This is a genomic window from Pseudomonas sp. UBA2684, from assembly GCA_002354655.1.
Taxonomy (GTDB): domain Bacteria; phylum Pseudomonadota; class Gammaproteobacteria; order Pseudomonadales; family Pseudomonadaceae; genus Aquipseudomonas.
The window spans coordinates 1-25,292 of sequence record DELY01000019.1 but is presented as its reverse complement, the minus strand read 5'-3'; the positions used below and the strand labels follow the sequence as shown (position 1 = coordinate 25,292).

Here is a 25,292-nt window from a genome sequence, read left to right as displayed (position 1 = left end):
GTTATTTGGGAAGCCCAGCTATGCGTTTTTCGATCGTCCTACCGCTGTTCTTCGCCGCCAGCCTGGCGCAGGCCGCGCCACCCAAGGCCGAAGCCTTTGCCCCGCTGTTCGAACTGGCCGGCATTCGTTTGCTCTGCGAGCAAAGCGCCCCGCTGCTGCAACGCGGCCTGAGCGCCCCGCAACACGCGCAATTGGGCAAGGCCTTTGCCGCCGATGCCCTGTGCCTGGATTTGGCTCAACAGCTTGCCGGCACACTCGATCAGGCGCAGTTGCAGCAGGCCCAGCAGTTACTCGACAGCCCGTTGGCGCGACGTTTCACCGCTGCCGAGCGGGCTGTCGGCGCGGGCGGTGCCGATGGCTTGGCGGCGTACCGCGCGCAACTTGCCGAGCGCCCGCCACGGCAGGAGCGCCTGGCGCTGGTGCGGCGTCTGGATGCGGCGGCGCACACCACTGCGCTGGCGGCGTTGCTGCGTTATGAGGTGGGCAAGACCCAGGCATTGTTGGCACTCAAGGCGCGTGGCGAAACCCTCGACGAACACGCGCTGAGCAGCCAGACCGCCGCCCAGGCCAAAGCCTTGCGGCTTTCCAGTGCCGAGGCGGTCGAGTCGTTCATGCTCTACGCCTACCGACAAATGCCCAGTGAGCAGCTCGCCGAATACGCCGCGTTGTATGAGCAAGCGCCGGTGGCTTTGCTGCTGGAAAGCAGCGTACAGGCACTCCCGCAGTTGTTTGCTGAACGCCGCGCACTGCTCGGCCAGGGCAACTAAAGCGGGTGTTGCGTCAATCCTGAGGTGTCGGTTCGACGCCAGGCTTGCGTGGGAGGGGCTTTAGCCGCGATTGACCTTGGCGGCGCTGAAAGCGTCGCGGTTAAAGCACCTCCCACGGAATGCGACAGATTATGGTGTCGCGACACTAGCCTCGGCTGCCTCGCCTACGGCGTTCAACGGCCTGCTAGCCCCGGGGTTGCGTCCTGCCTTAATGCGGCGGGTGGAACTGCGCCGCCAGTTCGCGCAACGCCACTTCGGCGGCGAGCACTTTGCTCACGGCGTCTTCGGCTTTCTCGCGGCTGATGCCCAGGCCATCGAACAGGCTTTGTGGGATCTCGCGCTGCGGTCCGGCACCGATGCCGCGGTTGCGCAGCAGGCTGACCGCCAGGCACACCAGGTTTGGGTAGGCCGCATAGGCCCCGGCATAGTCCGGGTCGTGCTGGAAGCGCAACGCGCTGGCCAGCTCTTCCGGCATATCCCAGTAACGCATCAGCCAGGCGCCGATCTGCTCACGGCTGATGCCCAGCAGGTGTTGCTCGACGTAGCTGTGCGGCAGGTGCGGGTTGACTTCCAGGTGCCGGCAGATCAGCGAAAAGTGTGGCGGGAAGACGTGGGCCAGCACTAGGTAGCCGAAGTTGTGCAGCAGGCCGGCGAGGTAGGTCAGCCCGGCTTCCGGGCGCTGCGCGCGCGGCATGGCACGGGTCAGGCCTTCGATCACTGCGGCGCTGTAGATCGCCTGTTGCCAATAGGGGGTGGCGTGCTGTGGGTGATCCTTGGGCAGGCTCAGGGTTTTGCCCAGGGCCAGGCCGAGGGCCAGGTTGATCACCAGGTCGAAGCCCAGCACGCGGACGATGGCGTCTTCCACCGAGCGGATCTTGCCGGGGGCGGCGTAGTAGGGCGACGCCGCCCAACTGACCACCTGAGCAGCCAGTGCCGGATCGGTCTCGACCACGCCGGTGATATCGTCGACCGTGGCATCCGGGTCAACGCGCAACTTGATGATCTTCTGCGCGGTTTCCGGCAGCGGCGGAATCTCGATGGTTTCTTCCAGGCGCTGCTGAATACGCCGGGCGGTGAAGGCCTGCACCGCCTGGGTGATTTCGGCGCGGTCATCGTCGGGACGGTCGAGGTTCGGGCGGATATTGCTCAGCGGCTCGCCGAAGCGTGCGGCGCTGGCCTTGCTCAGCAGGCTTTTGAAGGCCTCGGTGGACAGCTCCAGAAGCACCCCGGGCTGGCCGGATTCAACGAACAGACTCGGCACTTGCAACAGGCGCTCGTCGTACAGGCACGGCGAGCTGGTCAGCGGTGGCAGGCCCGGCAGCACGCTGAGTTGATGTTTGCCGAGCATGCGCTCCAGGCGTTCCGGTTTCACCGCAATGAGTTTGCGCCCGGTCAGTTCGGCCAGGCGATTGAGATCGAGCAACTGGCTTTGCGGATAGAGCACCAGCAGGGCGCCGACCGCATCGTCGAGTAGCACTGCTTGCAGGCGTTGTGCGGCGGGCAGGTTGGCGTGCTCGCTACGCACCTGATAAGCCAGGCCGAGTTTCTCCAGCAGCTGCAGGATCACGGCCGGCGGGCGCGGCGCGGTGTCAGTGGCGAGGGCTACTTCAGTCATAACGAAATCCGGCTTTGGGGGAGCAAGTCCCCGAAGTATAAACAGCTGAGGCCGCTGTCGACGGTTCAGGTAACAAATTGGCCTGTGCGCTGGGTCACACTTGCCCGTATTGTTGGCCGTGCCGCAGCCAGCGCTCCAGCAGCGGGCTGACATGCTGCGGCCAGTGCGCCAGCAGGGCTTGCGCGGCATCGCGCACTGCCGGCAAGAGGTCGGCGTCGCGCATCAGATCGGCGACCTTGAACTGCAGCAGGCCGGTCTGGCGGGTGCCGAGCATTTCTCCGGGGCCGCGTAATTCCAGGTCTTTCTCGGCGATGACGAAGCCGTCGCAGGTCTCGCGCATGATGCCCAGGCGCTCACGGCCGAGTTGCGACAGCGGCGGGTGGTAGAGCAACAAGCAATGGCTGGCCGCGCTACCGCGCCCGACCCGGCCGCGCAGCTGGTGCAGCTGCGCCAGGCCCAGGCGCTCGGGATTTTCGATGATCATCAGGCTGGCGTTGGGCACGTCGACGCCGACTTCGATCACCGTGGTGGCGACCAGCAGTTGCAGCTGGCCCTGCTTGAACCGGTCCATCACCGCGGCTTTTTCCGCCGGTTTCATGCGCCCGTGGATCAGCCCGACATGCAGACCGCCGAGCGCCGCCACCAGGTCTTCGAAGGTGGTCTCGGCGGCCTGGCAGGTGAGCTCTTCGGACTCTTCGATCAGCGTGCACACCCAATACGCCTGACGCCCTTCGTTGCACGCCGAGCGCACCCGTTCGACCACTTCCAGGCGGCGACTGTCGGCGATCACCAGGGTATTCACCGGCGTACGCCCCGGTGGCAGCTCGTCGAGAATCGAGGTGTCGAGGTCGGCATAGGCGCTCATCGCCAGGGTCCGCGGAATCGGCGTGGCGGTCATGATCAACTGATGCGGGCACATGCGTCCGCCCACGCCTTTTTGCCGCAGCGCCAGGCGTTGTTGCACGCCGAAGCGGTGTTGTTCGTCGATAATCACCAGCGCCAGGCGTTTGAATTGCACCTCGTCCTGGAACAAGGCGTGGGTGCCGACCACCATCGGGGTGCCGCCGGCGATCTGCTCCAGCGCTGTGGCGCGCGCCTTGCCCTTGAGTTTGCCGGCCAGCCAGGCGACCTCGATACCGAGCGGCGCCAGCCATTTGCTGAAATTGATGAAGTGCTGCTCGGCGAGAATCTCGGTCGGGGCCATCAGCGCCACTTGATAGCCGGCCTCCAGCGCTTGCAAGGCGGCAAAGGCGGCGACCACGGTTTTGCCGGCGCCGACGTCGCCCTGAATCAGGCGCAGCATCGGTTCGTCCTGGCTGAGGTCGTAGGCGATCTCGGCGCCCACGCGCTGTTGCGCGCCGGTCGGCTGAAAGCCCAGGCCTTGCAGGAACTGTTGCGGCAGGCGTGTGGCGATGGGCAACTGTGGCGCCTGCTGGGCGCGTACGCTCTCGCGCAGGCGCTGCAAGGACAGCTGATGGGTCAGCAATTCTTCGAATGCCAGGCGATGCTGCGCCCAGTGGCGGCCTTCGGCGAGTTCTTCCAGGTCGGCGTCCGGCGGCGGCCGATGCAAATAGCGAATCGCCTGATCCAGCGGGCTGAGCTGGTAGTCGCGGGCCAACTCACTGGGTAGCCAGTCCGGCAGGCTGTGCGGGCCGAGGCGCGCCAGGGCCTGTTCACTGAGCTGGCGCAGGCGTTGCTGGGTCAGGCCTTCGGTGGTCGGGTAGATCGGCGTCAGGGTCTGTTCCACGGCAATCGGCTCGCTGCCCGACAGCGCGCGGTATTCCGGATGGTAGATCTCCAGCCCCGAGGAGCCCGGCCGCACTTCGCCATAGCAGCGCACCTGGGTGCCGCGTTTGAGGCCTTCCTTCTGCGCCTGGCTGAAGTGGTAGAAGCGCAGGCTGAGCGTGCCGCTGCCATCTTGCAGGCGCACCAGCAGGCTGCGTCGGCGGCCCATGACTACGTCGGCGCCGGCGACGATGCCCTCGACCACCGCATCCTGACCGGGGCGCAGCGCGCCGATCGGCACGATGCGGGTGCGGTCCTGGTAGCGCAGCGGCAGGTGGAACAATAGGTCCTGCAGGGTTTCCAGGCCGACCTTGGCGAGTTTTTCGGCCAGGGCGGCGCCGACGCCTTTCAGCGCGGTAACGGAAATCGCTGCCAGTTCGCTCATGCCCTGGCCTTAGCTGTTTTGCGCTTGCGGGCGGGCCACCGAACACAGGCGGATCGAGTCGGCCAGGATTTCGATGGCTTTCGGCCGTGGGAAGCTGGCGCGCCAGGCGATGGCCACGGTGCGGAACGGCACCGGTGCGCTGAGCGGGCGTACTTCGATCACGCCGGGGGCGTAGTGGTGGCTGTCCACCGCAGAGAACGGCAGGATCGACACGCCAAGCCCCGAGGCGACCATGTGGCGGATGGTTTCCAGCGAGCTGGACTCGACCGTGGTGTGTTTGGCGTGCTCTTCGCCGCCCTTGCGCAGGGTTGGGCAGGCTTCCAGCACCTGGTCGCGGAAGCAATGGCCCTCGCCGAGCAGCAGCAGGCTCTTGTCGTTGAGCAGCTTGGTGTCGATGGTTTCCATCGCCGCCCATGGGTGGCCAAACGGCAGCAGGGCGTAGAAGGGTTCGTCGTACAGCGGCAGGGTCAGCACATCGGCTTCCTGGAACGGCAGGGCGATGATGATCGCGTCCAGCTCGCCGGTGCGCAGCTTGTCGCGCAGCACGTGGGTGAAGTTTTCCTCGATGTACAACGGCATCTGGTTGGCGACGCGGTGCAACTGCGGAATCAGGTGCGGGAACAGGTACGGCCCGACGGTGTAGATGGCGCCGATCTTCAGCGGTGCGGTCAGCTGATTCTTGCCGGCCTGGGCCAGCTCGCGGATGCCTTGGGCCTGCTCGAGGACCTTTTGCGCCTGGGTCACGATGCCTTCGCCAACCGGGGTCAGGCGCACCGCGCTTTTACTGCGCTCGAAGATCAGCACACCCAGCTCGTCCTCGAGCTTCTTCACGCCCACCGACAAGGTCGGCTGGCTGACATGGCAGCGCTCCGCGGCACGGCCGAAGTGTTGCTCCTGGGCGAGGGTGACGATGTAGCGCAGTTCGGTCAGGGTCATAGTGTTTATCCATTAAGTTGCCGCTAAGCATAGCCTTTGCATTGCAACGAACCAACCGGGCTACACTGCTTGCCTGCGAATTTGTGGAGGCATGTATGTCGGGTTCAGCGAGTCTGTTGATTGCCGGTTGCGGTGATGTCGGCACCCGCCTGGGGTTGCGCCTGAGCGCGGCGGGGTGGGCGGTATATGGCCTGCGCCGCTCGGTGGAAGCCCTGCCGGCGGCGATTGCGCCGGTTGCGGGCGACTTGCAGCGCGAGGCGTGTCCCGCCGCTTGGCCACGTGGCGAGCTGGATTATGTGGTGTATTGCGCGGCGGCCACCGAGCACGACGAAGCCGGTTACCGAGCCGCTTATGTTGACGGCCTGCGCCATGTGCTGGCCTGGCTGGCGCTGCACGGCCAAGTACCCAAACGCGTGCTGTTCGTCTCCAGCAGCGGCGTGTATGGCCAGCAGCAGGGCGAGTGGGTCGACGAGCGTTCGCTGGCCGAGGCCGAGGGCTATTCCGGGCGGGTCATGCTGGAGGCCGAGCAGTTGGCATTGGCCAGTGGTCTGCCAACCAGCGTGGTGCGCCTGACCGGGATATACGGACCGGGGCGGCAGTGGCTGCTCAACCAGGTGCGCCAGGGCTATCGCGTGGCAACCGAGCCGCCGTTATACGGCAACCGCATCCATGTCGACGATGCTGCCGGGCTGCTGGCGTTCCTGTTGCAGGCCGATGCCCGCGGTCAGGCGCTGGAAAGCTGTTATATCGGTGTCGATGACGCCCCCGCGCCATTGCATGAGGTGGTGGCCTGGTTGCGTGAGCAATTGGGTGTCCATCACTGGGCCGAGCAGTCGACCGTGCGCCGCGCCGGCAGCAAGCGCTGCAGCAACGCCCGCGCCCGCGCGTTGGGTTGGGCGCCGCAGTACCCGAGCTACCGCGAGGGGTATGCGGCGATCTTGCAGCGTGACCCACCTGGCGACGGCTGATCTGGCCGCCGCCGAACTCGCCGGCTGCGCTCCAGCGCCTCAAGCGGCTTTAACCGCGAGCCCTTTGCGCCAGTGCGGCGCGTTGCCGGAACCACTCGCGGTCGAGACTGCGCGCACAAATGCGTGACGTCTCATGCAGCAGGTAATTGGTACGGCGCTTTTTGCAACGACCTGCTAGTCGCGCTCCAGCAACCAGCGTTGTGGGCCTTTGCGGTAGTTGGGCATTTCGTCGACCTGCGCGGTATTTCGCGCCGCGAAGATGCGCAACTGCTCGCCGTCGCGCTCGAATAGCCAGACGTTGCCCTGCTCGCCGAGTTGCAGCCAGAGGCTGTCGGACTCGCCGCCCATGGCCGCGCAGTCGCCGGCCAGGCACAGCGCGTAACGCTCGGCGCCGGGTAGACCTTGGAGCTGGCCATCGGGCTTGAAGCGCACCAGGCCACCTTCGCCGACGCCCTGGAGGATCGTCCAGGTGCCGCCCAGGTACGCGCGGTAGAGCGCTTGTTCGAAACTGCTGCCTGGCGGGGCTCCGGCGGCGACCGCCTCGGTTGGCTGGACAAAGCGTTGTTCAGGCCAATTGGCACTGGCGACCTGCACCAGTTCGGCGGCCTCGAGGTCCAGGTATTCCTGATAGTCGCCGTAGAAGTCGACCCGAAAGTGTCCGGCATCCGTTCCCTGCAGTTGCCCCTCGCCCAATTCAAAGCCATTGCTGACGCTGGCGAGCCGGCGCTGGCTGTCGATCTGCCATTCCAGGTTGGGCCCATAGGCGAGCAGGGCTTCACGCAGGTTGCCGCCCTCGGTTGCCGCATCGATCGCCGCTTGATTGATCCAGATGCCGCTGGGGTCGCTGGGGCTGCTGGTACAGCCACCCAGTAGCCAGGCACTGAGTAGCACAACGAAGACTGGGTGCATGGGCGATTCCTTGCGCGAATGCAGATGGCGGGGCAGATGCCCCGCCAGCAGGCTTACTCGAGAACCAGAATGGCGTCCATTTCCACCTGCGAACCACGCGGCAGCGCGGCCACGCCGATGGCGGCGCGGGCTGGGTAAGGCTGCTGGAAATAACGGCCCATGACTTCGTTGACCTTGGCGAAGTGCGACAGATCGGTGAGGAAGATGTTCAGCTTGACGATATCCTTGAACGAGCCGCCAGCGGCTTCGGCCACCGCCTTGAGGTTCTCGAAGACCTGTACCGTCTGCGCTTCGAAGCCTTCCACCAGCTCCATGGTTTGCGGGTCCAGGGGGATTTGCCCGGACATGTACACGGTGTTGCCGGCCTTGATCGCCTGGGAGTAGGTGCCGATGGCGGCTGGGGCTTTATCGCTGGTGATTACGCTCTTGCTCATGGGAACTCCTGACGTTGCGAGGGTTGTAGGGTGGGCTTCAGCCCGACAGCGGATTGCAAGGGCGCGCTGGGCCAGATAAGTGGGCCAACTGGCCGGTTGTCAGGCGCGAACGCGGGTGATGCGGATGACCCCAGTCAGCGCACGCAGCTTCTTGATCACCCGTGCCAGGTGCACGCGGTCGTGCACGCTGACCACCAGCTGGACCACGCTGATGCGGCCGTCGCGCTCGTCCATGCTGATCTTCTCGATATTGCCGTCGGCGGCATTCACGCTGCCGGCCAACAGGGCGATCAGGCCGCGCTGGTGCTCCAGCTCGACACGCAGTTCGACATTGAACTCGCCGGCCACGTCCTTGGCCCAGGACAGTTGGATGCATTTTTCCGGGTTATGCCGAATTTCGCCGATGTTCCGGCAGCTTTCCAGGTGCACCACCATGCCTTTGCCGGCGGATAAATGGCCGACAATCGGGTCGCCGGGAATCGGCGTACAGCATTTCGCGTAGCTCAGCACCAGGCCTTCGGTACCGCGAATCGCCAACGGGCCTTCGCTGCTCGGCAACTCCTCGCCGTCGCGGGCCAGCAGGCGGCGCGCCACCACGTAGGCCATGCGATTGCCCAGGCCGATGTCTTCGAGCAGGTCCTCGATGAATTCCAGGCGGTATTCGGCGAGCACGGCGTGCACGCGCTCCGGCAGCAGTTTTTCGATGTGGCTGTTGAAGCCGGCCAGCACCTTGTTCAGCAGGCGCTCGCCGAGGCTGATCGACTCAGAGCGACGTTGCAGCTTGAGCGCGTGGCGAATGTGCGTGCGCGCCTTGCCGGTGACCACGAAGTTCAGCCAGGCCGGATTCGGCCGCGCGCCCGGAGCGCTGACGATTTCCACCGTCGAGCCGCTTTCCAGGGCCTGCGACAGCGGCGCCAGGCGGCGATTGATGCGGCAGGCGATGCAGGTGTTGCCGACATCGGTATGCACCGCATAGGCGAAGTCGACCGCCGTGGAGCCTTTCGGCAGCTCCATGATGCGACCTTTGGGCGTGAACACGTAGACCTCGTCGGGGAACAGGTCGATCTTCACGCTTTCGATGAATTCCAGCGAATTGCCGGCGCGTTGCTGCATTTCCAGCACGCCCTTGACCCACTGGCGGGCGCGGGCGTGGGTGCCTTTGGGCTGGTCTTCTTCGTTGGACTTGTACAGCCAGTGCGCGGCGATACCGTTGTTGGCCATCTCTTCCATTTCGCGGGTGCGGATCTGGATCTCGATGGGTACGCCGTGCATGCCGAATAGCGTGGTGTGCAGCGACTGGTAGCCGTTGGCCTTGGGGATTGCGATGTAATCCTTGAAGCGCCCGGGCAAGGGTTTGTACAGGTTGTGCACGGCGCCGAGCACGCGGTAGCAGGTGTCGACCTTGTCGACGATGATGCGGAAGGCGTAGACGTCCATGATTTCGTTGAACGCCCGGCGCTTGCCGCGCATCTTCTGGTAGATGCCGTAGAGGTGTTTCTCGCGGCCCAGCACTTCGCCTTCCAGGCCTTCGCGGCTCAGGCAGTGGGTCAGCGATTCTTCGATCTTGTTGACGATTTCCTTGCGGTTGCCGCGCGCGCGGCGCACGGCGGCGCGGATACGCTCGGAGCGCATCGGGTGCATCGCCTTGAACCCCAGGTCCTCGAACTCCACGCGCATGCTGTGCATGCCCAGGCGGTTGGCGATCGGGGCGTAGATCTCCAGGGTTTCCTTGGCGATGCGTCGGCGTTTCTCACCGGACAATACTTCCAGGGTGCGCATGTTGTGCAGGCGGTCGGCCAACTTGACCAGGATCACGCGGATGTCGCGGGCCATAGCCATGGCCATCTTCTGGAAGTTCTCGGCCTGCGCCTCGGCCTTGGTCTCGAAGTTCATCTGGGTCAGCTTGCTGACGCCATCGACCAGCTCGGCCACGGATTCGCCGAACTGCGCATGCAGGGCTTCCTTGGCGATACCGGTGTCTTCGATCACGTCATGCAGCATGGCCGCCATCAGGCTCTGATGGTCCATGTGCATGTCAGCCAGGATATTCGCCACCGCGAGCGGATGGGTGACGTAGGCTTCGCCGCTGCGGCGGCGTTGGCCGTCGTGGGCTTGTTCGGCGTAGAAATAAGCACGGCGAACCAAGTTGACTTGGTCGTGGCCGAGGTAGGACGAAAGTCGATCGGCGAGGGCGTCTATGCTCGGCATGGTTGAACTCCATACCGAGCTGGGTGACCCTGCGCCGTGCGACGTCGACCAGGCATAGGCTTACAGAGGCTCGTTAGCCTCTTCCTCGAATGCGGCAAACAGTGGTTCTTCTTCGACGATCTCGTCTTGCGCGATGACGTCATAGTTGACCAGACCGGCAGCGATCTCGCGCAGGGCGACTACGGTCGGTTTGTCATTTTCCCAAGCGACCTTCGGCTCTTTGCCGCCGGTGGCGAGTTGACGCGAACGCTTGGTGGCGAGCATGACCAGCTCGAAGCGGTTATCAACGTTGTCCAGGCAATCTTCGACGGTAACGCGGGCCATGGTGTTCCTCGTAGCAAATGCACAATAAAGCTGGGCCCGAATGGGCGAGCGGACTGAATAGTCTAAAAAATCACCAGCGATAATGGAAGCGCTGATTTCGTGAGGCCCATGATCGCCGCGCTGTGCGCTTTGGGACCCCTCAGCCTACGCTACGCCAACAGCTCGCTGAGCAGGCCGGCGTGGCGCTGCTGTTGCGAACTCTGCAGCAGTTGGTTGGCGCGGAAGATCGCCTTGAGGTCGCTCAGGGCGTGGGCGAAGTCATCGTTGATCACCAGGTAATCGTATTCGACGTAATGACTCATCTCGCTGACGGCTTCGCGCATGCGCCGCTCGATGATTTCGCCGCTGTCCTGGCCGCGATTGGTCAGGCGATGACGCAGCGCTTCCTGGGTCGGCGGCAGGATGAAAATCGATTTGGACTGCGGCATCAGGCGGCGCACCTGCTGCGCACCTTGCCAGTCGATTTCCAGAATCAGGTCGTAGCCGTCGGCCAGGGTCTGCTCCACCCAGCGCTGCGAGGTGCCGTAGAGGTTGCCGAACACCTCGGCATGCTCGAGGAACTCGTTATTGTCGAGCATGGCGTGGAACTGCTCGCGGCTGGCGAAGTGGTAGTTCACCCCGTCGGTTTCCCCCGGGCGCATCGCGCGGGTGGTGTGCGATACCGAGACGCGGATCAGCGCTTCGCTGTCGATCAGCGCTTTGACCAGGCTGGTTTTGCCGGCGCCTGATGGTGCGGAAATGATGTAGAGGGTGCCGGTGGTGAGGGTCATAAGCGTTTCCCGAGACGGTCTTTTCTTGCTTAAAGTCTTAAAAACGTAGCGCTAGGGCCGCACTCGTTCCCTACTGGGTAGCGGCATAGCCTAGCGCAAACGTTCTTACTCGATGTTTTGTACCTGTTCGCGCATCTGCTCGATCAGCACCTTGAGGTTCACCGCGGCATTGGTGCTGCGCGTATCGAAGGCCTTGGAACCCAGGGTGTTGGCCTCGCGGTTGAGTTCCTGCATGAGGAAATCCAGACGCCGGCCCGCCGCGCCACCGCTCTTGAGTACGCGGCGCACTTCGCTGACATGCGTGCTCAGGCGATCCAGTTCTTCGGCCACATCGCTTTTCTGCGCGAGCATCACCAGCTCCTGTTCCAGGCGCTGCGGATCGAGTTCGGCTTGCATTTCGGCGCAGCGATCGAGGAGCTTCTGGCGCTGGCTGGCGAGCATCTGCGGCACCAGCTCACGCAGGGCGGCGACCTCTTCGACGATGCTGTCGAGCCGTTCGTTGAGCAGCTTGGCCAGTTCGCCGCCTTCGCGCGAGCGGCCGTTCTTCAGCTCGTTCAGGGCTTGTTTGAACAGCGCCAGCGCCGTCTGGTTGAGTGCCTGCGGGTCGGCGGCATCGGCGACCAGCACGCCCGGCCAGCCCAGCACTTCCAATGGGTTGAGCGGTGCCGGCTGTTTGATCAGGTCGGCCACGCTTTGTGCAGCCGCGACCAACTGCGCGGCGCGCTCGCGATCCACCTGCAGCGGCTTGCCGGTAGTGTCTTCGGCGAAGCGCAGGGTGCATTCGACCTTGCCGCGCGACAGGCCCTGACGCAACGCTTCGCGCACCGCGCCTTCGAGGTCGCGGAAGGCTTCCGGCAGGCGCAGGTGCGGCTCCAGGTAGCGGTGATTGACCGAGCGCAGCTCCCAGCTCAGGGTGCCATTGGCGCCAGCCTGCTCGGCGCGGGCGAAAGCCGTCATGCTGTGGATCATGGGGCGAACCTCTCGGAAAGTCAGAGCGGGCGCAGGGCACGCAGAAGCATGAAAGTTGGCACTGCACGGTCGTTACGCGCCACGCTTACCCTGTGGGAGGCGGCTGCCAGGAGGGCGGCGCGGCGCAACTTTCATGGGTTAAAGGCGCGCGATTGTAGCGCAGTGCGTCGGTCGCTCCCAATTCGGCATGTCGTCGCCGTCGTGTGCGCCCTATAATGCCGGGCAGATTTTATTCCAGAGTAGGTATTCCTTGATGAAACGTCCCAGTGGCCGCGCCGCCGATCAGTTGCGCTCGATTCGCATCACCCGCAACTACACCAAGCACGCCGAGGGCTCGGTATTGGTGGAATTCGGCGACACCAAGGTGATCTGCACGGTCAGCGTCGAGTCCGGCGTACCGCGATTCCTCAAGGGTCAGGGCCAGGGTTGGTTGACCGCCGAATACGGCATGCTGCCGCGCGCCACCGGTGAGCGTAACCAGCGCGAAGCCAGCCGTGGCAAGCAAGGCGGGCGGACCCTGGAAATCCAGCGGCTGATCGGTCGTTCGCTGCGTGCGGCGCTGGACATGTCCAAGCTGGGCGAGAACACCCTGTACGTCGATTGTGACGTGATCCAGGCCGACGGCGGCACCCGTACCGCGTCGATCACCGGGGCCATGGTGGCGCTGGTCGATGCGCTGAAAGTGATCAAGAAGCGCGGCGGCCTGAAAGGTGGCGACCCGCTCAAACAGATGATCGCCGCGGTATCGGTGGGCATGTACCAGGGTGAGCCGGTGCTCGATCTGGACTACTTGGAAGACTCCGCCGCCGAGACCGATCTGAATGTGGTGATGACCAGCAGCGGTGGTTTCATCGAGGTGCAGGGCACCGCTGAAGGTGCACCATTCCAGCCGGCCGAGTTGAACGCCATGCTGGCGTTGGCGCAGAAAGGCATGACTGAGCTGTTCGAGCTGCAGCAAGCGGCCCTGGCCGACTGAAACGCCTGACCCAAGGAGCGTGACGATGGACGAGAACCCGCAAACTCCGCTGCCCGTGCCCAGCCAAGAGGCTCGGCAGTGGGCGATGTTCTGTCACTTCGCCGCGTTTCTCGGCTTCGTGTTTCCCTTCGGCAATTTGATCGGGCCGTTGATTGTCTGGCAGATCAAGAAAGATTCGGATCCGTTTGTCGACGCGCAAGGCAAGGAGGCGCTGAACTTCCAGATCAGCGTGGCCATCGCCTTTATGGTCAGCGTGCTGCTGATGTTGGTGGTGGTCGGTTTTTTGCTGGCCAGCCTGGTGGCCATCGGCGCCATCGTTCTGACCATCATCGCCGGGATCAAGGCCAACGAAGGCCGCGCGTACCGTTACCCGTTCTGCTGGCGCCTGGTGAAGTAACCGGCGCACACAAAAAAGCCGGCTTGCGCCGGCTTTTTTGTGTCTGCTGCGGGTGCTACACGCTGAGAATCCAGTCGTAGTCGACGATCAGCGGCGCATGCTGGGAGAAGCGCGGCTGGCGCGGCAAGCGCGCGGTACGCACGCTGCGACGCATGCCCGGCGTGAGCAATTGGTAGTCGAAGCGATAGCCCAGGTTGAGCATTTCCGCCTGCTCGCTGTCCGGCCACCAGCTGAACTGCTCGCCTTCGCGGCTGACTTCGCGCAGCGCGTCGACGTAGCCCATGGTGCCGATCACTTCATCCAGCCAAGCGCGCTCCGGTGCGAGGAACCCCGTGGATTGCTGGCAGTCGCGCCAATTCTTCACGTCGAGCTTCTGGTGCGCCACGTAGAACGAGCCGCAATAGATGTACTCGCGGCGCTTGCGGCGCTGCTTGTCCAAATAATGGGTGAAGTCGTCCATGAACTTGAACTTCTGGTTCAAGCTCTCATCGCCGCCCAGCCCGGATGGCATGAGCATTGTGGCGATACTTACTTTGTCGAAATCGGCCTGCAGGTAGCGCCCATAGCGATCGGCCATTTCAAAGCCGAGGCCGCTGATTACCGCCTTGGGTTGCAACCGCGAATACAGCGCCACGCCACCTTGGCTTGGTACTTCTGCATCGCAGGCATAGAGGAAATAGCCATCCAGTTGGAGGGCTTGGTCGTCCAGTTCAAAGGCGGAGGCGCGGGTGTCCTGCAGGCAGATGACGTCGGCATTCTGTGCTTGCAGCCAACTGAGCAAACCGCGCTCGACTGCCGCATGAATACCATTCACGTTCACACTGATGATCCGCATAAATGGCCCCCAAAAACACGTGCGTGTATGATACCCGAGCTCGTCTCTATTAGCTAAATTCCTAGCCAAATCCGTGCCGTCCGGGACTTTTCATGCAAGCGTACCAGCGCGAATTCATTCGTTTTGCCATTGAGCGCGGCGTTCTGCGCTTCGGCCAGTTCACCCTCAAGTCCGGGCGTACCAGCCCGTATTTCTTCAATGCCGGGTTATTCAACAGTGGTTTGGCGCTGGCCCAATTGGGGCGCTTCTATGCGGCGGCGGTGGTCGACAGCGGGATTACCTTCGATGTGCTGTTTGGCCCGGCTTATAAAGGCATTCCCCTGGCAGCGACCACCGCTGTGGCCCTGGCCGAGCACCATCAGCGCGATGTGCCCTGGTGCTTTAACCGCAAGGAAGCCAAGGACCATGGCGAGGGCGGCACCCTGGTCGGCGCGCCGCTGGCCGGCCAGGTGCTGATCATTGATGACGTGATTACCGCCGGCACGGCGATTCGCGAAGTCATGCAGATCATCCAGGCGCAAGGCGCGCAAGCCGCCGGCGTGCTGATCGCGCTGAACCGCCAGGAGCGCGGCCAGGGCGAGTTGTCGGCGATTCAGGAGGTCGAGCGGGACTTCGGTATGCCGGTGGTGAGCATTGTGTCACTCGAGCAGGTGCTGGAATACCTGGCGGGCGATGCCGAACTCAAGCAGTATTTGCCCGCGGTGCAAGCGTATCGCGCCGAGTACGGAATCTAATCCCTCTAAAAATAAGGTGCCGCCTTGATGCGTAAACCGGCTTCGCTCTGCTGTTCGCTGTTGCTCGGCTTACTGCTGCCGGTTGTGGCGGGTGCCACCGAGCTGTATCGCTATACCGATAACAAAGGTGTCACCGTGCTCAGTCGTCAGGGCGTGCCGCCGGAGTTCATCGCCAAGGGGTACGAGGTGCTCAACGAGCAAGGCCGGGTGATCAAGGTGATTCCGCCGGCGCCGAGCGCCGAGGAGATGCAGCGGTTGCTCGCCGATAAAGCCCGCGCCAGCTCCGATGCGCAACTGCTGCGCCTTTACAGCGTGCCGGAAGATGTCGACCGTGCGCGCGGACGCAAGCTGGCCGAGCTGGATGGCTTGATCAGTGTGGCGCGTGGCAATTTGCAGTCGGCGCGTACCCAGCAGGCCAATTTGCAGAGCCAGGCCGCCGACCACGAGCGCGCCGGCCGTACGGTGCCCGAACACCTGCTGGCGCAGATCGACAACCAGAAAGACGAGCAGCAGCGCCTGCAAAAGGATATCAGCCGTTACCAGGACGCGCGCAAACATGCCGACGCCAGTTTCCTGGCCGATCGCACGCGGCTCAGCGAGCTGCTCGAACGGCGTCGCTAGGCATCATTCCTGCGCGGCGTAGCGTTCGTAGCCGCGTACCTTCTCGCGTAACCATTCAGGCAGTGCGCGGCTGCGCCGGCTGGCGCTGTCGGCATGCACGTAGATCAACTCGCCTTGGGTCAGCGCCTCGTCCGCGCGCCAGATTCCCAGATTAAAACTCAGGCTTGAGCGGCCTAGCCGCGCAACCCGCACGCCAATCTGCAACTGGTCGTCGAAGTGTGCCGGGGCCAGGTATTCCAGTACGCTTTTGATCGCGAAAAAGTCGCCGCCTTCACGGCTCAGATCGCCCGGATAGACCACGCCCAGGGCGCGGAAATACTCGGTGATGGCGACATCGGCGTAGGTCAGGTAATGGCCGTTGAACACGATATTCTGCGGGTCGACCTCAGCCCAGCGCACCCGCAGCGGGTGGAAGAAGGTGAAGGCGTCGCGGGAAAGGCGGGTGGTCATGACAAAGCCCCGGTGATGAGTGTCTAGAGCTTCGACGCGAGCGCGCGGAAGGGCAAGTGACAGTGGGGCTTATTCAAGTGGCGAATCAGCCCGATTGCCCGGGCTGATTCAGGGTGCTGCTCAGTGACGCTTGCGGTTGCAGATCAGGGTGCCGACGCCGCTGTCGGTGAAGATCTCCAGCAGCACGGCGTTCGGCACGCGGCCGTCGATGATGTGCGCGCTGATCACCCCGCCTTGCACCGCTTCCAGGGCGCAGCGGATCTTCGGCAACATGCCGCCGTAAATGGTGCCGTCGGCGATCAGGTCGTCGACCTGCTCGGTGGTCAGGCCGGTGAGCACCTGGCCCTGCTTGTCCATCAGGCCGGCGATATTGGTCAGCAGCATCAGCTTTTCGGCTTTCAGCGCTTCGGCGACCTTGCCGGCGACCAGGTCGGCGTTGATGTTGTAGGACTCACCGTTCGGGCCAACGCCAATCGGTGCGATCACCGGGATGAAGTCGCCCTTGACCAGCATGTTCAGCAGGTCGGTGTTGACCCCGGTGACTTCGCCGACGTGGCCGATGTCGATGATTTCCGGCTGGGTCATCTCCGGGGTCTGGCGGGTCACGGTGAGCTTCTTCGCGCGGATCAGCTCGGCGTCCTTGCCGGTCAGGCCGATGGCGCTGCCGCCGTGGCGGTTGATCAGGTTGACGATGTCCTTGTTGACCTGGCCGCCGAGGACCATTTCCACCACGTCCATGGTCTGCGCGTCGGTGACGCGCATGCCGTCGATGAAGTGGCTTTCGATGCTCAGGCGCTTGAGCAGGTCGCCGATCTGCGGGCCGCCGCCGTGCACCACCACCGGGTTGATGCCGACGGCTTTCATCAGCACGATGTCGCGGGCGAAGCCGGTTTTCAGCTCGTCGCTTTCCATGGCGTTGCCGCCGTATTTGATCACCAGGGTCTTGCCGACGAAGCGGCGAATGTACGGCAGCGCCTCGGAGAGGACTTTGGCGACGTTGGTGGCGGCATCACGTTCGAGGGTCATGCGGGGCTCCAGGGCTAATTCGGTCAATCAAAACGGTAGGGTGATGTCGGGCGCGGCGCTGTACAGCTGCGCGCGGAACACTTCCTTGATGCGTTCAAGCTCCGCTTCGCTTTCGGCCTCGAAGCGCAGTACCAGCACCGGGGTGGTGTTGGAGGCGCGTACCAGGCCCCAGCCCTTGGGGTAATCGACGCGTACGCCGTCCAGGGTGGTGATGTTGCCGTCGCCCCACACGCCGTCGCTTTGCAGGCGCTCGATGATGCTGAACTTGCTTTGCTCGGTGACCTGGATATTGATCTCCGGCGTGGAAATATCGCTGGGGAAGGCGGAGAACACGTGCTCGGCGTCGCGCTTGTCCTGGCTGAGGATTTCCAGCAGGCGGGCGGCGCTGTAGATGCCGTCGTCGAAGCCGAACCAGCGTTCCTTGAAGAAGATGTGCCCGCTCATTTCGCCGGCCAGCAGGGCACCGGTTTCCTTCATTTTCTTCTTGATCAGCGAGTGGCCGGTTTTCCACATCACTGGACGACCGCCGTAGCCGCTGATCAGCGGGGTCAGGCGGCGTGTGCATTTGACGTCGAAGATGATGTCGGCCCCAGGGTTGCGCGACACCACGTCCTTGGCGAACAGCATCAGCAGGCGGTCGGGGAAGACGATGGTGCCGGTGTTGGTCACTACGCCGACGCGGTCGCCGTCGCCGTCGAAGGCCAGGCCGAGGTCGGCCTTTTCCGATTTGACCTTGGCAATCAGGTCGACCAGGTTTTCCGGTTTACCCGGGTCCGGGTGGTGGTTGGGGAAGTTGCCGTCGACGTCGCAGAACAGTGGAATCACCGTGCAGCCGAGTGCTTCGATCAGTTGGGGGGCAATCACCCCGGCGGCGCCGTTGCCGCAGTCGACCACCACGCGCATGGGCTTGGCCAGGGCGATGTCGTCACGGATCTGCTGGAAATAGCGCTCCAGCACGTCGACCTGTTCGACGCTGCCGACGCCGCTGGCCAGGTCGTTGTTGTCGATGCGGGTTTTCAGCGCCTGGATCTGCTCGTTGGCCAGGGTGTCGCCTGCGATGACGATCTTGAAGCCGTTGTAATCCGGCGGGTTGTGGCTGCCAGTGAGCATCACCGCGGACTTGCCGCTGAGAATGTGCCCGGCGTAATAGACCACCGGGGTCGGCACCATGCCGACGTCGCTGACGTTGCAGCCACAATCGAGCAGGCCCTGAATCAGTTGTTGCACCAGCTCCGGGCCGGACAGGCGGCCGTCACGGCCGACGGCGACGTTCGGCTCACCCTGCGCCAAGCTTTCGGAACCAACCGCACGGCCGACCCAGTAAGCGGTTTCGGCGGTCAGGCTGCTGCCGACCACGCCACGGATGTCGTAGGCGCGGAAGATATCGGCAGGCAGTTGGGGGGCGCGGTGCGGGGTATTCATAACGGGTGTTTGCTCCAATCCCAGGAGGTCCTGGTCTTCATCGAGAATGTCGATATCGAGGATATCGGTGTCTTGAAACAGTGGGTCGCTCAGGTCGGCCGGTTTGTGGGCGGCGCCGCTGTTGGCCGGGTCGGGGGTATCGCTGCGGTTGCCCGTGGCTACGGTTTCAGCGGCGCGGCGCGGCAGGCGGGCCAGGGTCTGCGCCAGGCTGTCGAGCGCCGGTAGACTGAGGCTGAAGGCTTTGACGGCTTTACCGGCCGAGAGTTCTTTAACCAGTTGGCCAAGTTGCAGTACATCCTTGTGCAGGCGGCGTTGCAGGCCGCTGTGCACCAGAGCCAGACCGAGCAGGGCACCGCCCAGTGCCAGTAGCGCAGCCAATCCGAGCAGCAGCGGCGAGGCGCTGGCCTGGTCGAGTGCCGGGCCGGGGATAAAGTTGAGTTTCCAGTTCGGGTTGCCGCTGTCGAAGCTATGCGCGTTGCCTTGTGCCTGGCCGCGTTGCGCCAGAACCTGGGCCGCGGCATTGCCGAACTGCTGGGTCAGTTGCAATTGCCCGACGTCGGCCGGCAACGGCGGCAGGCTGGCCAGCAGGCGATCGAGGTCGACGGCCAGCAGCAAGGTGCCTTGCAGCGGTTGGTCATCGCTCAGGCGCAGCGCAGCGGCGCTGTAGACCAACCAGCGCTGGCCGACCTTATAGGCTTCGACGGCGGGCGTTTGGCCGTTTTCCACACGGCGCAGCATGTCCAGGGCGGCAAAATTCATCGGCGCAGTACGGCCCATGTCCTGAACCGCTTGGCCGCGGGCGTTGAGGTGAGCGTCGACCACGCCATCCCAGTAGCTGAGGTTGCGCTCCGCGGCGCGCACTTGGCTGATGTCCTGGCTTTGCAGGGCTTCCAGCAGTTGCGGGTTGCGTCCGGCGGCGTGGGTGTCGGCTGCCAGTTGCCGCAAGGCTTGTTGCAGGGCGGCGGCTTGCCCGCCACCCCAGGCCTGGGTGAGTTGCTGCCGGTGTTGCTGCTGCGCGCTGTTGAAAGCGCCGAACCAGAGCAGTGCGACGGCCAGGCCAAGGCCCGCCGCAGCCGCCAGCAGCCCAGGCAGCAGGGCGTTGGCGGTCAGTTTGTCAGTGCTTGCCGCGCCCTGTGGGGCGTGCTTGTTTGGCTCGCTGGGCACGACATCCGTGGCGCTGCGCTTGAAGAGTTTCATCGAACGTCTCCTCGGCAATTCTTCCTGGAATGGTTAAGGGCAATCAGTGGCTGCCGGAGTGTCCGAAGCCGCCCGCACCGCGTTGACTCTCGTCGAATTGCTCGACCAGCTCGAAATGCGCCTGCACCACCGGCACCAGAATCAGCTGGGCGATGCGCTCGCCAATGGCGATGGTGAAGGCGTTCTGCCCGCGGTTCCAGCAGGAGACCATCAGCTCGCCCTGATAATCCGAGTCGATCAGGCCGACCAGGTTGCCGAGGACGATGCCGTGTTTATGGCCCAGGCCCGAGCGTGGCAGGATCAGCGCCGCCAGGCCCGGATCGCCGATGTAGATCGACAGGCCGGTAGGAATCAGTACGGTTTGTCCCGGCTCCAGGGTCAGGTCTTGCTTGAGCATGGCGCGCAGGTCGAGGCCGGCGGAGCCGGGCGTGGCGTACTGCGGCAAGGGAAATTCAGTGCCCAGGCGCGGGTCGAGGATCTTGGCTTGTAAAGCGTGCATGTCAGGCTCTGTAGTCGGAGGGTGAGCGCCTCAGGCGCGATGCAAACGGTCGGCGATAAAGGCCACCAGCTGGCGGGCGATCTTGCCCTTGCTGGTCTGCGCGAAGCTGTTCTGCTGCAATTCGCGGTCGATGATGGTGATGGCGTTCTCTTCGCTGTTGAAGCCGATGCTCGGATTGGCCACGTCGTTGGCGACGATCAGGTCGAGGTTCTTGTCCTTGAGCTTGCGCGAGGCGTACTCCAGCAGGTTCTCGGTTTCGGCGGCGAAGCCGACGCTGAAGGGCCGGTCGGCGCGCCCGGCGAGGGTGGCGAGAATATCCGGGTTGCGCACCATTTGCAGGAGCAGGCCGTCGCCGCTGCTCGGGTCTTTCTTCAACTTGTGCTGGGCGACCACTTCCGGGCGGTAATCGGCGACCGCAGCAGCGGCGATCAGCAGGTCGCAGGGCATCGACGCTTCACAGGCGGCGAGCATGTCGCGGGCGCTGGTGACGTTGATGCGCGTGACCCGCTCGGGCGTGGGCAGGTGCACCGGGCCGCTGATCAGGGTGACCTTGGCGCCGGCTTCGGCGGCCGCTTCGGCCAGGGCGAAGCCCATCTTGCCGGAGCTGTGGTTGGTGATGTAGCGCACCGGGTCGATGTTTTCCTGGGTCGGCCCGGCGGTAATCAGCACGTGCTTGCCGGTCAGCGCGCGGTGCTCGAAACAGTCGGCGGCGCATTGCGCCAGCTCGTCGGCTTCGAGCATACGGCCCAGGCCGACATCGCCGCAGGCCTGGCTGCCGGCGGCCGGGCCGAACAGACGCAGGCCGCGCTCGGCGAGCAATTGCGCGTTGGCCTGGGTGGCCGGGTCGCGCCACATGGCCTGGTTCATCGCCGGCGCCAGGGCGACGGGGGCGTCGGTGGCCAGCACCAGGGTGGTCAGCAGGTCGTCGGCCACGCCCTGGGCCAGGCGCGCCATCAGGTCGGCGGTGGCCGGCGCGATCAGCACCAGATCGGCCCAGCGCGCCAGCTCGATATGGCCCATGGCGGCTTCGGCGGCAGGGTCGAGCAAATCCAGGTGCACCGGGTTGCCGGACAGCGCTTGCAGGGTCAGCGGGGTGATGAATTCTCGGCCGCCCTTGGTCATCACCACGTGGACCTCCGCACCCTGATCGCGCAAGCGGCGAACCAGTTCTGCACTCTTATAGGCGGCAATGCCGCCACCTACGCCGAGAACGATGCGTTTCCGATACAGCCGCTGCATAGGCCTGCCTTTTTATTAAGGTGGATGTGCGCCACGGCGGTGACGCCTCCCCAGGCCCGTCGCCGCGCAAAAAACTGGGCTACGATAGCACAGCCGCCGCATGGGAGCAGCGGCCTGCCTGGCTCGACACGGAGGTGCTATGAGCATTCGCGATTGGCCCGCGGCGGAACGTCCGCGGGAAAAACTACTGGCCCAAGGGGCCGCTACCCTGACCGACGCCGAACTGCTGGCGATTTTCCTGCGTACCGGTGTGGCCGGGCAAAGCGCGGTGGATTTGGCGCGCCATCTGCTAGGCGACTTTGGCAGCTTGCGCGCGCTGATGCAGGCGGACTTGCCGTCCTTCTGCGAGCGGCTAGGCCTGGGCCCGGCGAAGTTCGCCCAGTTGCAGGCCGTGCTGGAAATGGCCCGGCGGCATTTGGCCGAGCAACTGCGCCGCGATTCGGCGTTGGAAAGCCCGCAGGCGGTGCGCGATTACCTGAAAGCCTTGCTGCGGCATGAGCCGCATGAGGTGTTCGGTTGCCTGTTTCTCGATGCCAAACACCGCGTGCTGGCGTTCGAGGCGCTGTTCCATGGCTCCATCGACAGCGCCAGCGTCTACCCGCGTCAGGTGGTCAAGCGCGCCCTGGCGCATAATGCGGCGGCGTTGATCCTGACCCATAACCATCCCTCCGGCGTGGCCGAGCCGAGCCAGGCGGACCGGGTACTGACCCGGCGCCTGAAAGAGGCCCTGGAGCTGGTCGATGTGCGGGTACTCGATCACTTTATCGTTGGCGACGGCGAGCCGCTGTCGATGGCCGAGTACGGCTGGTTGTAGCTTGGGCTGGCGGTGACGCTTTTGATCCAGCGCGCGTTGGGCGTCGTCGCTTCGCTCCTCAGCCTGCGCGGCCCGACCCCAACCTACGGTTTGACGCCGGGTCAGGGATTCAAGCGCACCTTGGCAAAGTCCTGGCGGCCGAACGGGCTGACCTGATAACCCTCGACCTCTTTACGCGTCAGGGCGTAAGCGGTGGGGTGCGCCAGTGGCAGCCACAGCGCCTGCTCGTGGATGATTTTCTGCGCTGCCCTGTAGAGCTGGCTGCGTTGTGCCTGGTCGCTGGTGGTCTTGCCCGCGGCGATCAGCTTGTCCAGCGTTGGGTCGCAGTAGCGGGCGAAGTTCAGCCCGGACTCCAGCGAGGCGCAGGCAAATTGCGGGGTGAGGAAGTTGTCCGGATCGCCGTTGTCGCCGGCCCAGCCCATAAACAGCAGGTCATGCTCGCCGGCCTTGGCACGGCGAATCAGCTCGCCCCATTCGATCACGCGAATTTCAGCTTGAATGCCAATCGCGGCCAGGTCTGCCTGGAGTAACTGGGCGCCCAGGCTTGGGTTGGGGTTGAGCAGGCTGCCGGAGGGCCGCGTCCAGATGGTGGTCCGGAAACCATCGGCCAGGCCTGCCTCGGCGAGCAGGGTGCGGGCTTTCTGCGGGTCGTGGGCGTAGCCCGGCAATTCCGTGGCGTAGCTCCAAGTAGTGGGCGGGTAAGGGCCGTTGGCCGCTTCGGCGCTGTTGTCGAACACCGCTTTCAGGTAGCTGGCCTTGTCGAACGCCAGGTTGATCGCTTGGCGTACCAGGGGGTTGTCCAGTGGCGGGTGCTGGCTGTTGAGGCCGACGAAGGCGGTCATAAAGGCGGCGGTGTGCACGCTCTTGAGTTGGTCATCGGCGCTGATGGCCTGTACGTCCAGTGGTTTGGGCGACAGCGCGATATGGCATTCGCCACGGCGGAGTTTCTGCAAGCGCACGTTGGCGTCTGGGGTGATGGCGAACAGCAGGTCATCCACTGCCGGCGTGCCGGCGAAATACGTCGGGTTGGCGCTGTAGCGCACCATGGCGTCTTTCTGGAAGCGCTTGAAGACGAACGGCCCGGTGCCGATCGGCTGCTTGTTGAGCTGCTCCGGGGTGCCGGCCGCGAGCAGTTGCGCGGCGTATTCGGCCGAGTAAATGGAGGCGAAGCCCATGCTCAGGGTGGCGAGAAACGTCGCGTCGGGACGGTTGAGGGTGAAGCGCAGGCGGTGCTCGTCGAGTTTGTCGATGTGCTGGATCAGGCTGGGCAGCTGCATCGACTGTGCATGCGGATAGCCGCTTGGCGCGACCTTATGCCAGGGGTGCGCAGGGTCGAGCATGCGCTGGAAGCTGAACAGCACATCGTCGGTAGTGAGCGGGCGGCTCGGGGTGAAGTAATCGGTGCTGTGGAAGTCGACACCCTGGCGCAGGGTAAAGCTGTAACTCAGACCGTCTTCGGCGATCTCCCAGCTCTGTGCCAGGCTCGGCAGCAGCTTGCCGCTGGCCGCATCGAACTCCACCAGGCGGTTCATCAGTACATCGGCCGAGGCGTTGGTGGTGGTCAGCGAGTTGTACTGCACCACGTCGAAGCCATCCGGGCTGGCCTCGGTGCACACGCTGAGCGTGGCCGCCTGGGCCAGTAACGGGCTCAGCAGGGGGGCAAATAGCAGCGCAAGGGCGGCGAGACGCATGGCAAATTCCTCAACAATGCAGCGCGCATCCAGGGGCGCGCCGACAAGAGCGTTACCCTAGGGGTTGTTGTCGTTTCAGCGCAAGCCACGTTGTTGCGCAAACTCTCGTCAGGCTCCGGCGTGGTTCGTGATGCGGCGGCAACCGGCCTAGGCAATCACGGCTGCGGCAGAACACTGCACCTTGGCGACGAGCGGTCGATTGCGAGTGCCGCCCGTATGGCGGGCCTTGGCACTGCATTCAGGCGCTGCCGGTTGCTGACTAATAGTGCGGTTTGCCTTGTTGCGCGGGGGGCTTTCTGGTATAAAGCAGCGCTCTTTTGTAGGGGCCCGGTTCTTGCGCTTTCAGGTGTGGCCGGTAAGACCCTCGAGAAACGCGGCGCTGAGCGCCAATGACATTGAGTTTAAGCGGCCAACCCATGCCGGGTTGGGCATGTGGTTTTAGAGGGCTGAGGCATGTCGAGAGTCTGTCAAGTTACCGGTAAGGGTCCGGTAACCGGGAATAACATTTCCCACGCAAACAACAAAACCCGTCGTCGTTTCCTGCCGAACCTGCAGCATCATCGCTTCTGGGTCGAATCCGAGAAGCGCTTCGTGCGTCTGCGCGTTTCTGCCAAAGGCATGCGCTGCATCGACAAGCGTGGTATTGACGTTGTGTTGTCCGAGCTGCGCGCTCGCGGCGAAAAGGTTTAAGGAGAAAGTCATGCGTGAATTGATCCGTTTGATCTCGAGTGCCGGTACTGGTCATTTCTACACTACCGACAAGAACAAGCGCACCACTCCGGACAAAATCGAAATTAAAAAATTCGATCCGGTTGTGCGTAAGCACGTGATCTACAAGGAAGGCAAGATCAAGTAATTGATCTGGCACCTTGCCGAAAAAGCCCGCTTCTGGCGGGCTTTTTCTTGCCTGCGATTTAGTGCTGCCGCTGGGCTATTGGGCTGCGGCAACACGTTCGCTAAGCGACAGGCCGTTCACAGCACGGCGCGCACGGCTCGTTCGCCGGCCATCGGCCGCATCGGGCAGGCATTCAGCCGCAAGCGGCTGGTTGCGACTAACGCTCAATGCGCCAACGGGTAACTGGGACATCACGCTGTACCCGTTAACTGTTGAAGCGTGGCGCCGGCTAGGCGATGCCTGGCGCGCGGTAATGCGTAGGGTGGGTTAGTGGCGCTGAGGTGGGCTGGCAAGCGACGGCGCAATGGGTGCGCCGCGTAACCCACCCTAGCGAATCTGTGTACACGCAGTTAACGGGTGCATAGCCATAAAAAAGGCTCTGTCCCAGTGACGTGTCGCAGGAGAAGCCGCGCTTTTGTGGGAGCG

25 protein-coding genes are annotated in these 25,292 nt (G+C 63.9%); 9 read left to right on the top strand and 16 right to left on the bottom strand.

The window, feature by feature from the left end; all coding sequences use genetic code 11:
• The first annotated feature begins 20 nt into the window (after positions 1–20).
• Entirely contained in the window at positions 21–767 is a 747-nt protein-coding gene (locus tag B3M58_RS08115; protein WP_296218194.1) for a hypothetical protein, read from the top strand.
• A gap of 208 nt (positions 768–975) precedes the next feature.
• Here the strand turns inward: B3M58_RS08115 and B3M58_RS08110 are convergent, their stop codons facing one another.
• The 3 genes from B3M58_RS08110 to B3M58_RS08100 all read right to left on the bottom strand — a co-directional run bounded on the left by B3M58_RS08110 (position 976) and on the right by B3M58_RS08100 (position 5,488).
• On the bottom strand, positions 976–2,382 hold the full coding sequence (locus tag B3M58_RS08110) for an aminoacyl-tRNA deacylase and HDOD domain-containing protein (RefSeq protein WP_296218193.1): 1,407 nt from the start codon (positions 2,380–2,382) through the stop codon (positions 976–978).
• Between the two features lie 94 nt (positions 2,383–2,476).
• The gene (gene recG, locus B3M58_RS08105; protein WP_296218191.1) at positions 2,477–4,552 is read right to left on the bottom strand and encodes an ATP-dependent DNA helicase RecG; all 2,076 of its coding nucleotides are present in this window, start codon (positions 4,550–4,552) and stop codon (positions 2,477–2,479) included.
• Between the two features lie 9 nt (positions 4,553–4,561).
• Positions 4,562–5,488 carry a hydrogen peroxide-inducible genes activator gene (locus B3M58_RS08100; protein ID WP_296218189.1) on the bottom strand — a complete coding sequence of 309 codons (927 nt, stop codon included), beginning with the start codon at positions 5,486–5,488 and terminating at the stop codon, positions 4,562–4,564.
• A 95-nt stretch (positions 5,489–5,583) separates the two neighbouring features.
• Between B3M58_RS08100 and B3M58_RS08095 the strand changes: the two genes are divergently transcribed.
• Positions 5,584–6,456 carry an SDR family oxidoreductase gene (locus B3M58_RS08095; protein ID WP_296218186.1) on the top strand — a complete coding sequence of 291 codons (873 nt, stop codon included), beginning with the start codon at positions 5,584–5,586 and terminating at the stop codon, positions 6,454–6,456.
• Between the two features lie 174 nt (positions 6,457–6,630).
• Here the strand turns inward: B3M58_RS08095 and B3M58_RS08090 are convergent, their stop codons facing one another.
• The 6 genes from B3M58_RS08090 to B3M58_RS08065 all read right to left on the bottom strand — a co-directional run bounded on the left by B3M58_RS08090 (position 6,631) and on the right by B3M58_RS08065 (position 12,070).
• Complete coding sequence (locus B3M58_RS08090; RefSeq protein WP_296218185.1) at positions 6,631–7,365, bottom strand: hypothetical protein; 735 nt, start codon at positions 7,363–7,365, stop codon at positions 6,631–6,633.
• A gap of 53 nt (positions 7,366–7,418) precedes the next feature.
• Positions 7,419–7,799 (bottom strand): RidA family protein, encoded by a 381-nt coding sequence (locus B3M58_RS08085; protein WP_296218184.1) that lies wholly within the window; start codon positions 7,797–7,799, stop codon positions 7,419–7,421.
• A 99-nt stretch (positions 7,800–7,898) separates the two neighbouring features.
• Positions 7,899–10,007 (bottom strand): bifunctional GTP diphosphokinase/guanosine-3',5'-bis pyrophosphate 3'-pyrophosphohydrolase, encoded by a 2,109-nt coding sequence (spoT, locus tag B3M58_RS08080; RefSeq protein WP_296218182.1) that lies wholly within the window; start codon positions 10,005–10,007, stop codon positions 7,899–7,901.
• Between the two features lie 60 nt (positions 10,008–10,067).
• Positions 10,068–10,331, bottom strand: a complete 264-nt coding sequence (rpoZ, locus tag B3M58_RS08075) for a DNA-directed RNA polymerase subunit omega (RefSeq protein WP_296218181.1) — start codon at positions 10,329–10,331, stop codon at positions 10,068–10,070.
• A 149-nt stretch (positions 10,332–10,480) separates the two neighbouring features.
• The gene (gene gmk / locus B3M58_RS08070) at positions 10,481–11,101 is read right to left on the bottom strand and encodes a guanylate kinase (protein ID WP_296218179.1); all 621 of its coding nucleotides are present in this window, start codon (positions 11,099–11,101) and stop codon (positions 10,481–10,483) included.
• Positions 11,102–11,206: 105 nt separating this feature from the next.
• Positions 11,207–12,070, bottom strand: a complete 864-nt coding sequence (locus tag B3M58_RS08065) for a YicC/YloC family endoribonuclease (protein WP_296218178.1) — start codon at positions 12,068–12,070, stop codon at positions 11,207–11,209.
• A gap of 253 nt (positions 12,071–12,323) precedes the next feature.
• Here B3M58_RS08065 and rph point away from each other — a divergent pair, with 253 nt between their 5' ends.
• Positions 12,324–13,046, top strand: a complete 723-nt coding sequence (gene rph / locus B3M58_RS08060; protein WP_296218177.1) for a ribonuclease PH — start codon at positions 12,324–12,326, stop codon at positions 13,044–13,046.
• Between the two features lie 25 nt (positions 13,047–13,071).
• Complete coding sequence (locus B3M58_RS08055) at positions 13,072–13,443, top strand: DUF4870 domain-containing protein (protein WP_296218176.1); 372 nt, start codon at positions 13,072–13,074, stop codon at positions 13,441–13,443.
• A gap of 55 nt (positions 13,444–13,498) precedes the next feature.
• Here B3M58_RS08055 and B3M58_RS08050 read toward each other — a convergent pair whose 3' ends face one another.
• The gene (locus B3M58_RS08050) at positions 13,499–14,278 is read right to left on the bottom strand and encodes an exodeoxyribonuclease III (protein WP_296218174.1); all 780 of its coding nucleotides are present in this window, start codon (positions 14,276–14,278) and stop codon (positions 13,499–13,501) included.
• A gap of 92 nt (positions 14,279–14,370) precedes the next feature.
• Here B3M58_RS08050 and pyrE point away from each other — a divergent pair, with 92 nt between their 5' ends.
• Together pyrE and B3M58_RS08040 are read left to right on the top strand one after the other, a co-directional pair.
• Complete coding sequence (gene pyrE, locus B3M58_RS08045) at positions 14,371–15,012, top strand: orotate phosphoribosyltransferase (protein ID WP_296218172.1); 642 nt, start codon at positions 14,371–14,373, stop codon at positions 15,010–15,012.
• Between the two features lie 27 nt (positions 15,013–15,039).
• On the top strand, positions 15,040–15,633 hold the full coding sequence (locus B3M58_RS08040) for a DUF4124 domain-containing protein (protein ID WP_296218170.1): 594 nt from the start codon (positions 15,040–15,042) through the stop codon (positions 15,631–15,633).
• A gap of 3 nt (positions 15,634–15,636) precedes the next feature.
• On the opposite strand, the gene B3M58_RS08035 is transcribed toward B3M58_RS08040, so the two are convergent.
• The 5 genes from B3M58_RS08035 to coaBC form a co-directional block, all read right to left on the bottom strand.
• On the bottom strand, positions 15,637–16,083 hold the full coding sequence (locus tag B3M58_RS08035; protein WP_296218168.1) for an acyl-CoA thioesterase: 447 nt from the start codon (positions 16,081–16,083) through the stop codon (positions 15,637–15,639).
• 120 nt (positions 16,084–16,203) lie between these two features.
• On the bottom strand, positions 16,204–17,109 hold the full coding sequence (gene argB, locus B3M58_RS08030) for an acetylglutamate kinase (protein WP_296218166.1): 906 nt from the start codon (positions 17,107–17,109) through the stop codon (positions 16,204–16,206).
• A gap of 27 nt (positions 17,110–17,136) precedes the next feature.
• Positions 17,137–18,531: a phosphomannomutase/phosphoglucomutase gene (gene algC / locus B3M58_RS08025; protein WP_296218255.1), complete on the bottom strand. Its 1,395-nt coding sequence runs from the start codon at positions 18,529–18,531 to the stop codon at positions 17,137–17,139.
• Between the two features lie 1,240 nt (positions 18,532–19,771).
• Positions 19,772–20,227, bottom strand: a complete 456-nt coding sequence (gene dut / locus B3M58_RS08020) for a dUTP diphosphatase (protein WP_296218165.1) — start codon at positions 20,225–20,227, stop codon at positions 19,772–19,774.
• Between the two features lie 30 nt (positions 20,228–20,257).
• On the bottom strand, positions 20,258–21,466 hold the full coding sequence (gene coaBC, locus B3M58_RS08015; protein ID WP_296218163.1) for a bifunctional phosphopantothenoylcysteine decarboxylase/phosphopantothenate--cysteine ligase CoaBC: 1,209 nt from the start codon (positions 21,464–21,466) through the stop codon (positions 20,258–20,260).
• A gap of 139 nt (positions 21,467–21,605) precedes the next feature.
• On the opposite strand from coaBC, the gene radC reads away from it, so the two are divergent.
• A complete protein-coding gene (gene radC, locus B3M58_RS08010; protein ID WP_296218161.1) occupies positions 21,606–22,280 on the top strand; it encodes a RadC family protein in 675 nt (224 codons plus the stop codon).
• A 101-nt stretch (positions 22,281–22,381) separates the two neighbouring features.
• Here the strand turns inward: radC and B3M58_RS08005 are convergent, their stop codons facing one another.
• On the bottom strand, positions 22,382–23,971 hold the full coding sequence (locus tag B3M58_RS08005; RefSeq protein WP_296218159.1) for an ABC transporter substrate-binding protein: 1,590 nt from the start codon (positions 23,969–23,971) through the stop codon (positions 22,382–22,384).
• A 453-nt stretch (positions 23,972–24,424) separates the two neighbouring features.
• Between B3M58_RS08005 and rpmB the strand changes: the two genes are divergently transcribed.
• Positions 24,425–24,661, top strand: coding sequence for a 50S ribosomal protein L28 (gene rpmB / locus B3M58_RS08000; RefSeq protein ID WP_069516515.1), 237 nt, complete (start codon positions 24,425–24,427; stop codon positions 24,659–24,661).
• A 10-nt stretch (positions 24,662–24,671) separates the two neighbouring features.
• Complete coding sequence (gene rpmG, locus B3M58_RS07995) at positions 24,672–24,827, top strand: 50S ribosomal protein L33 (RefSeq protein WP_007894709.1); 156 nt, start codon at positions 24,672–24,674, stop codon at positions 24,825–24,827.
• Positions 24,828–25,292 lie beyond the last annotated feature (465 nt).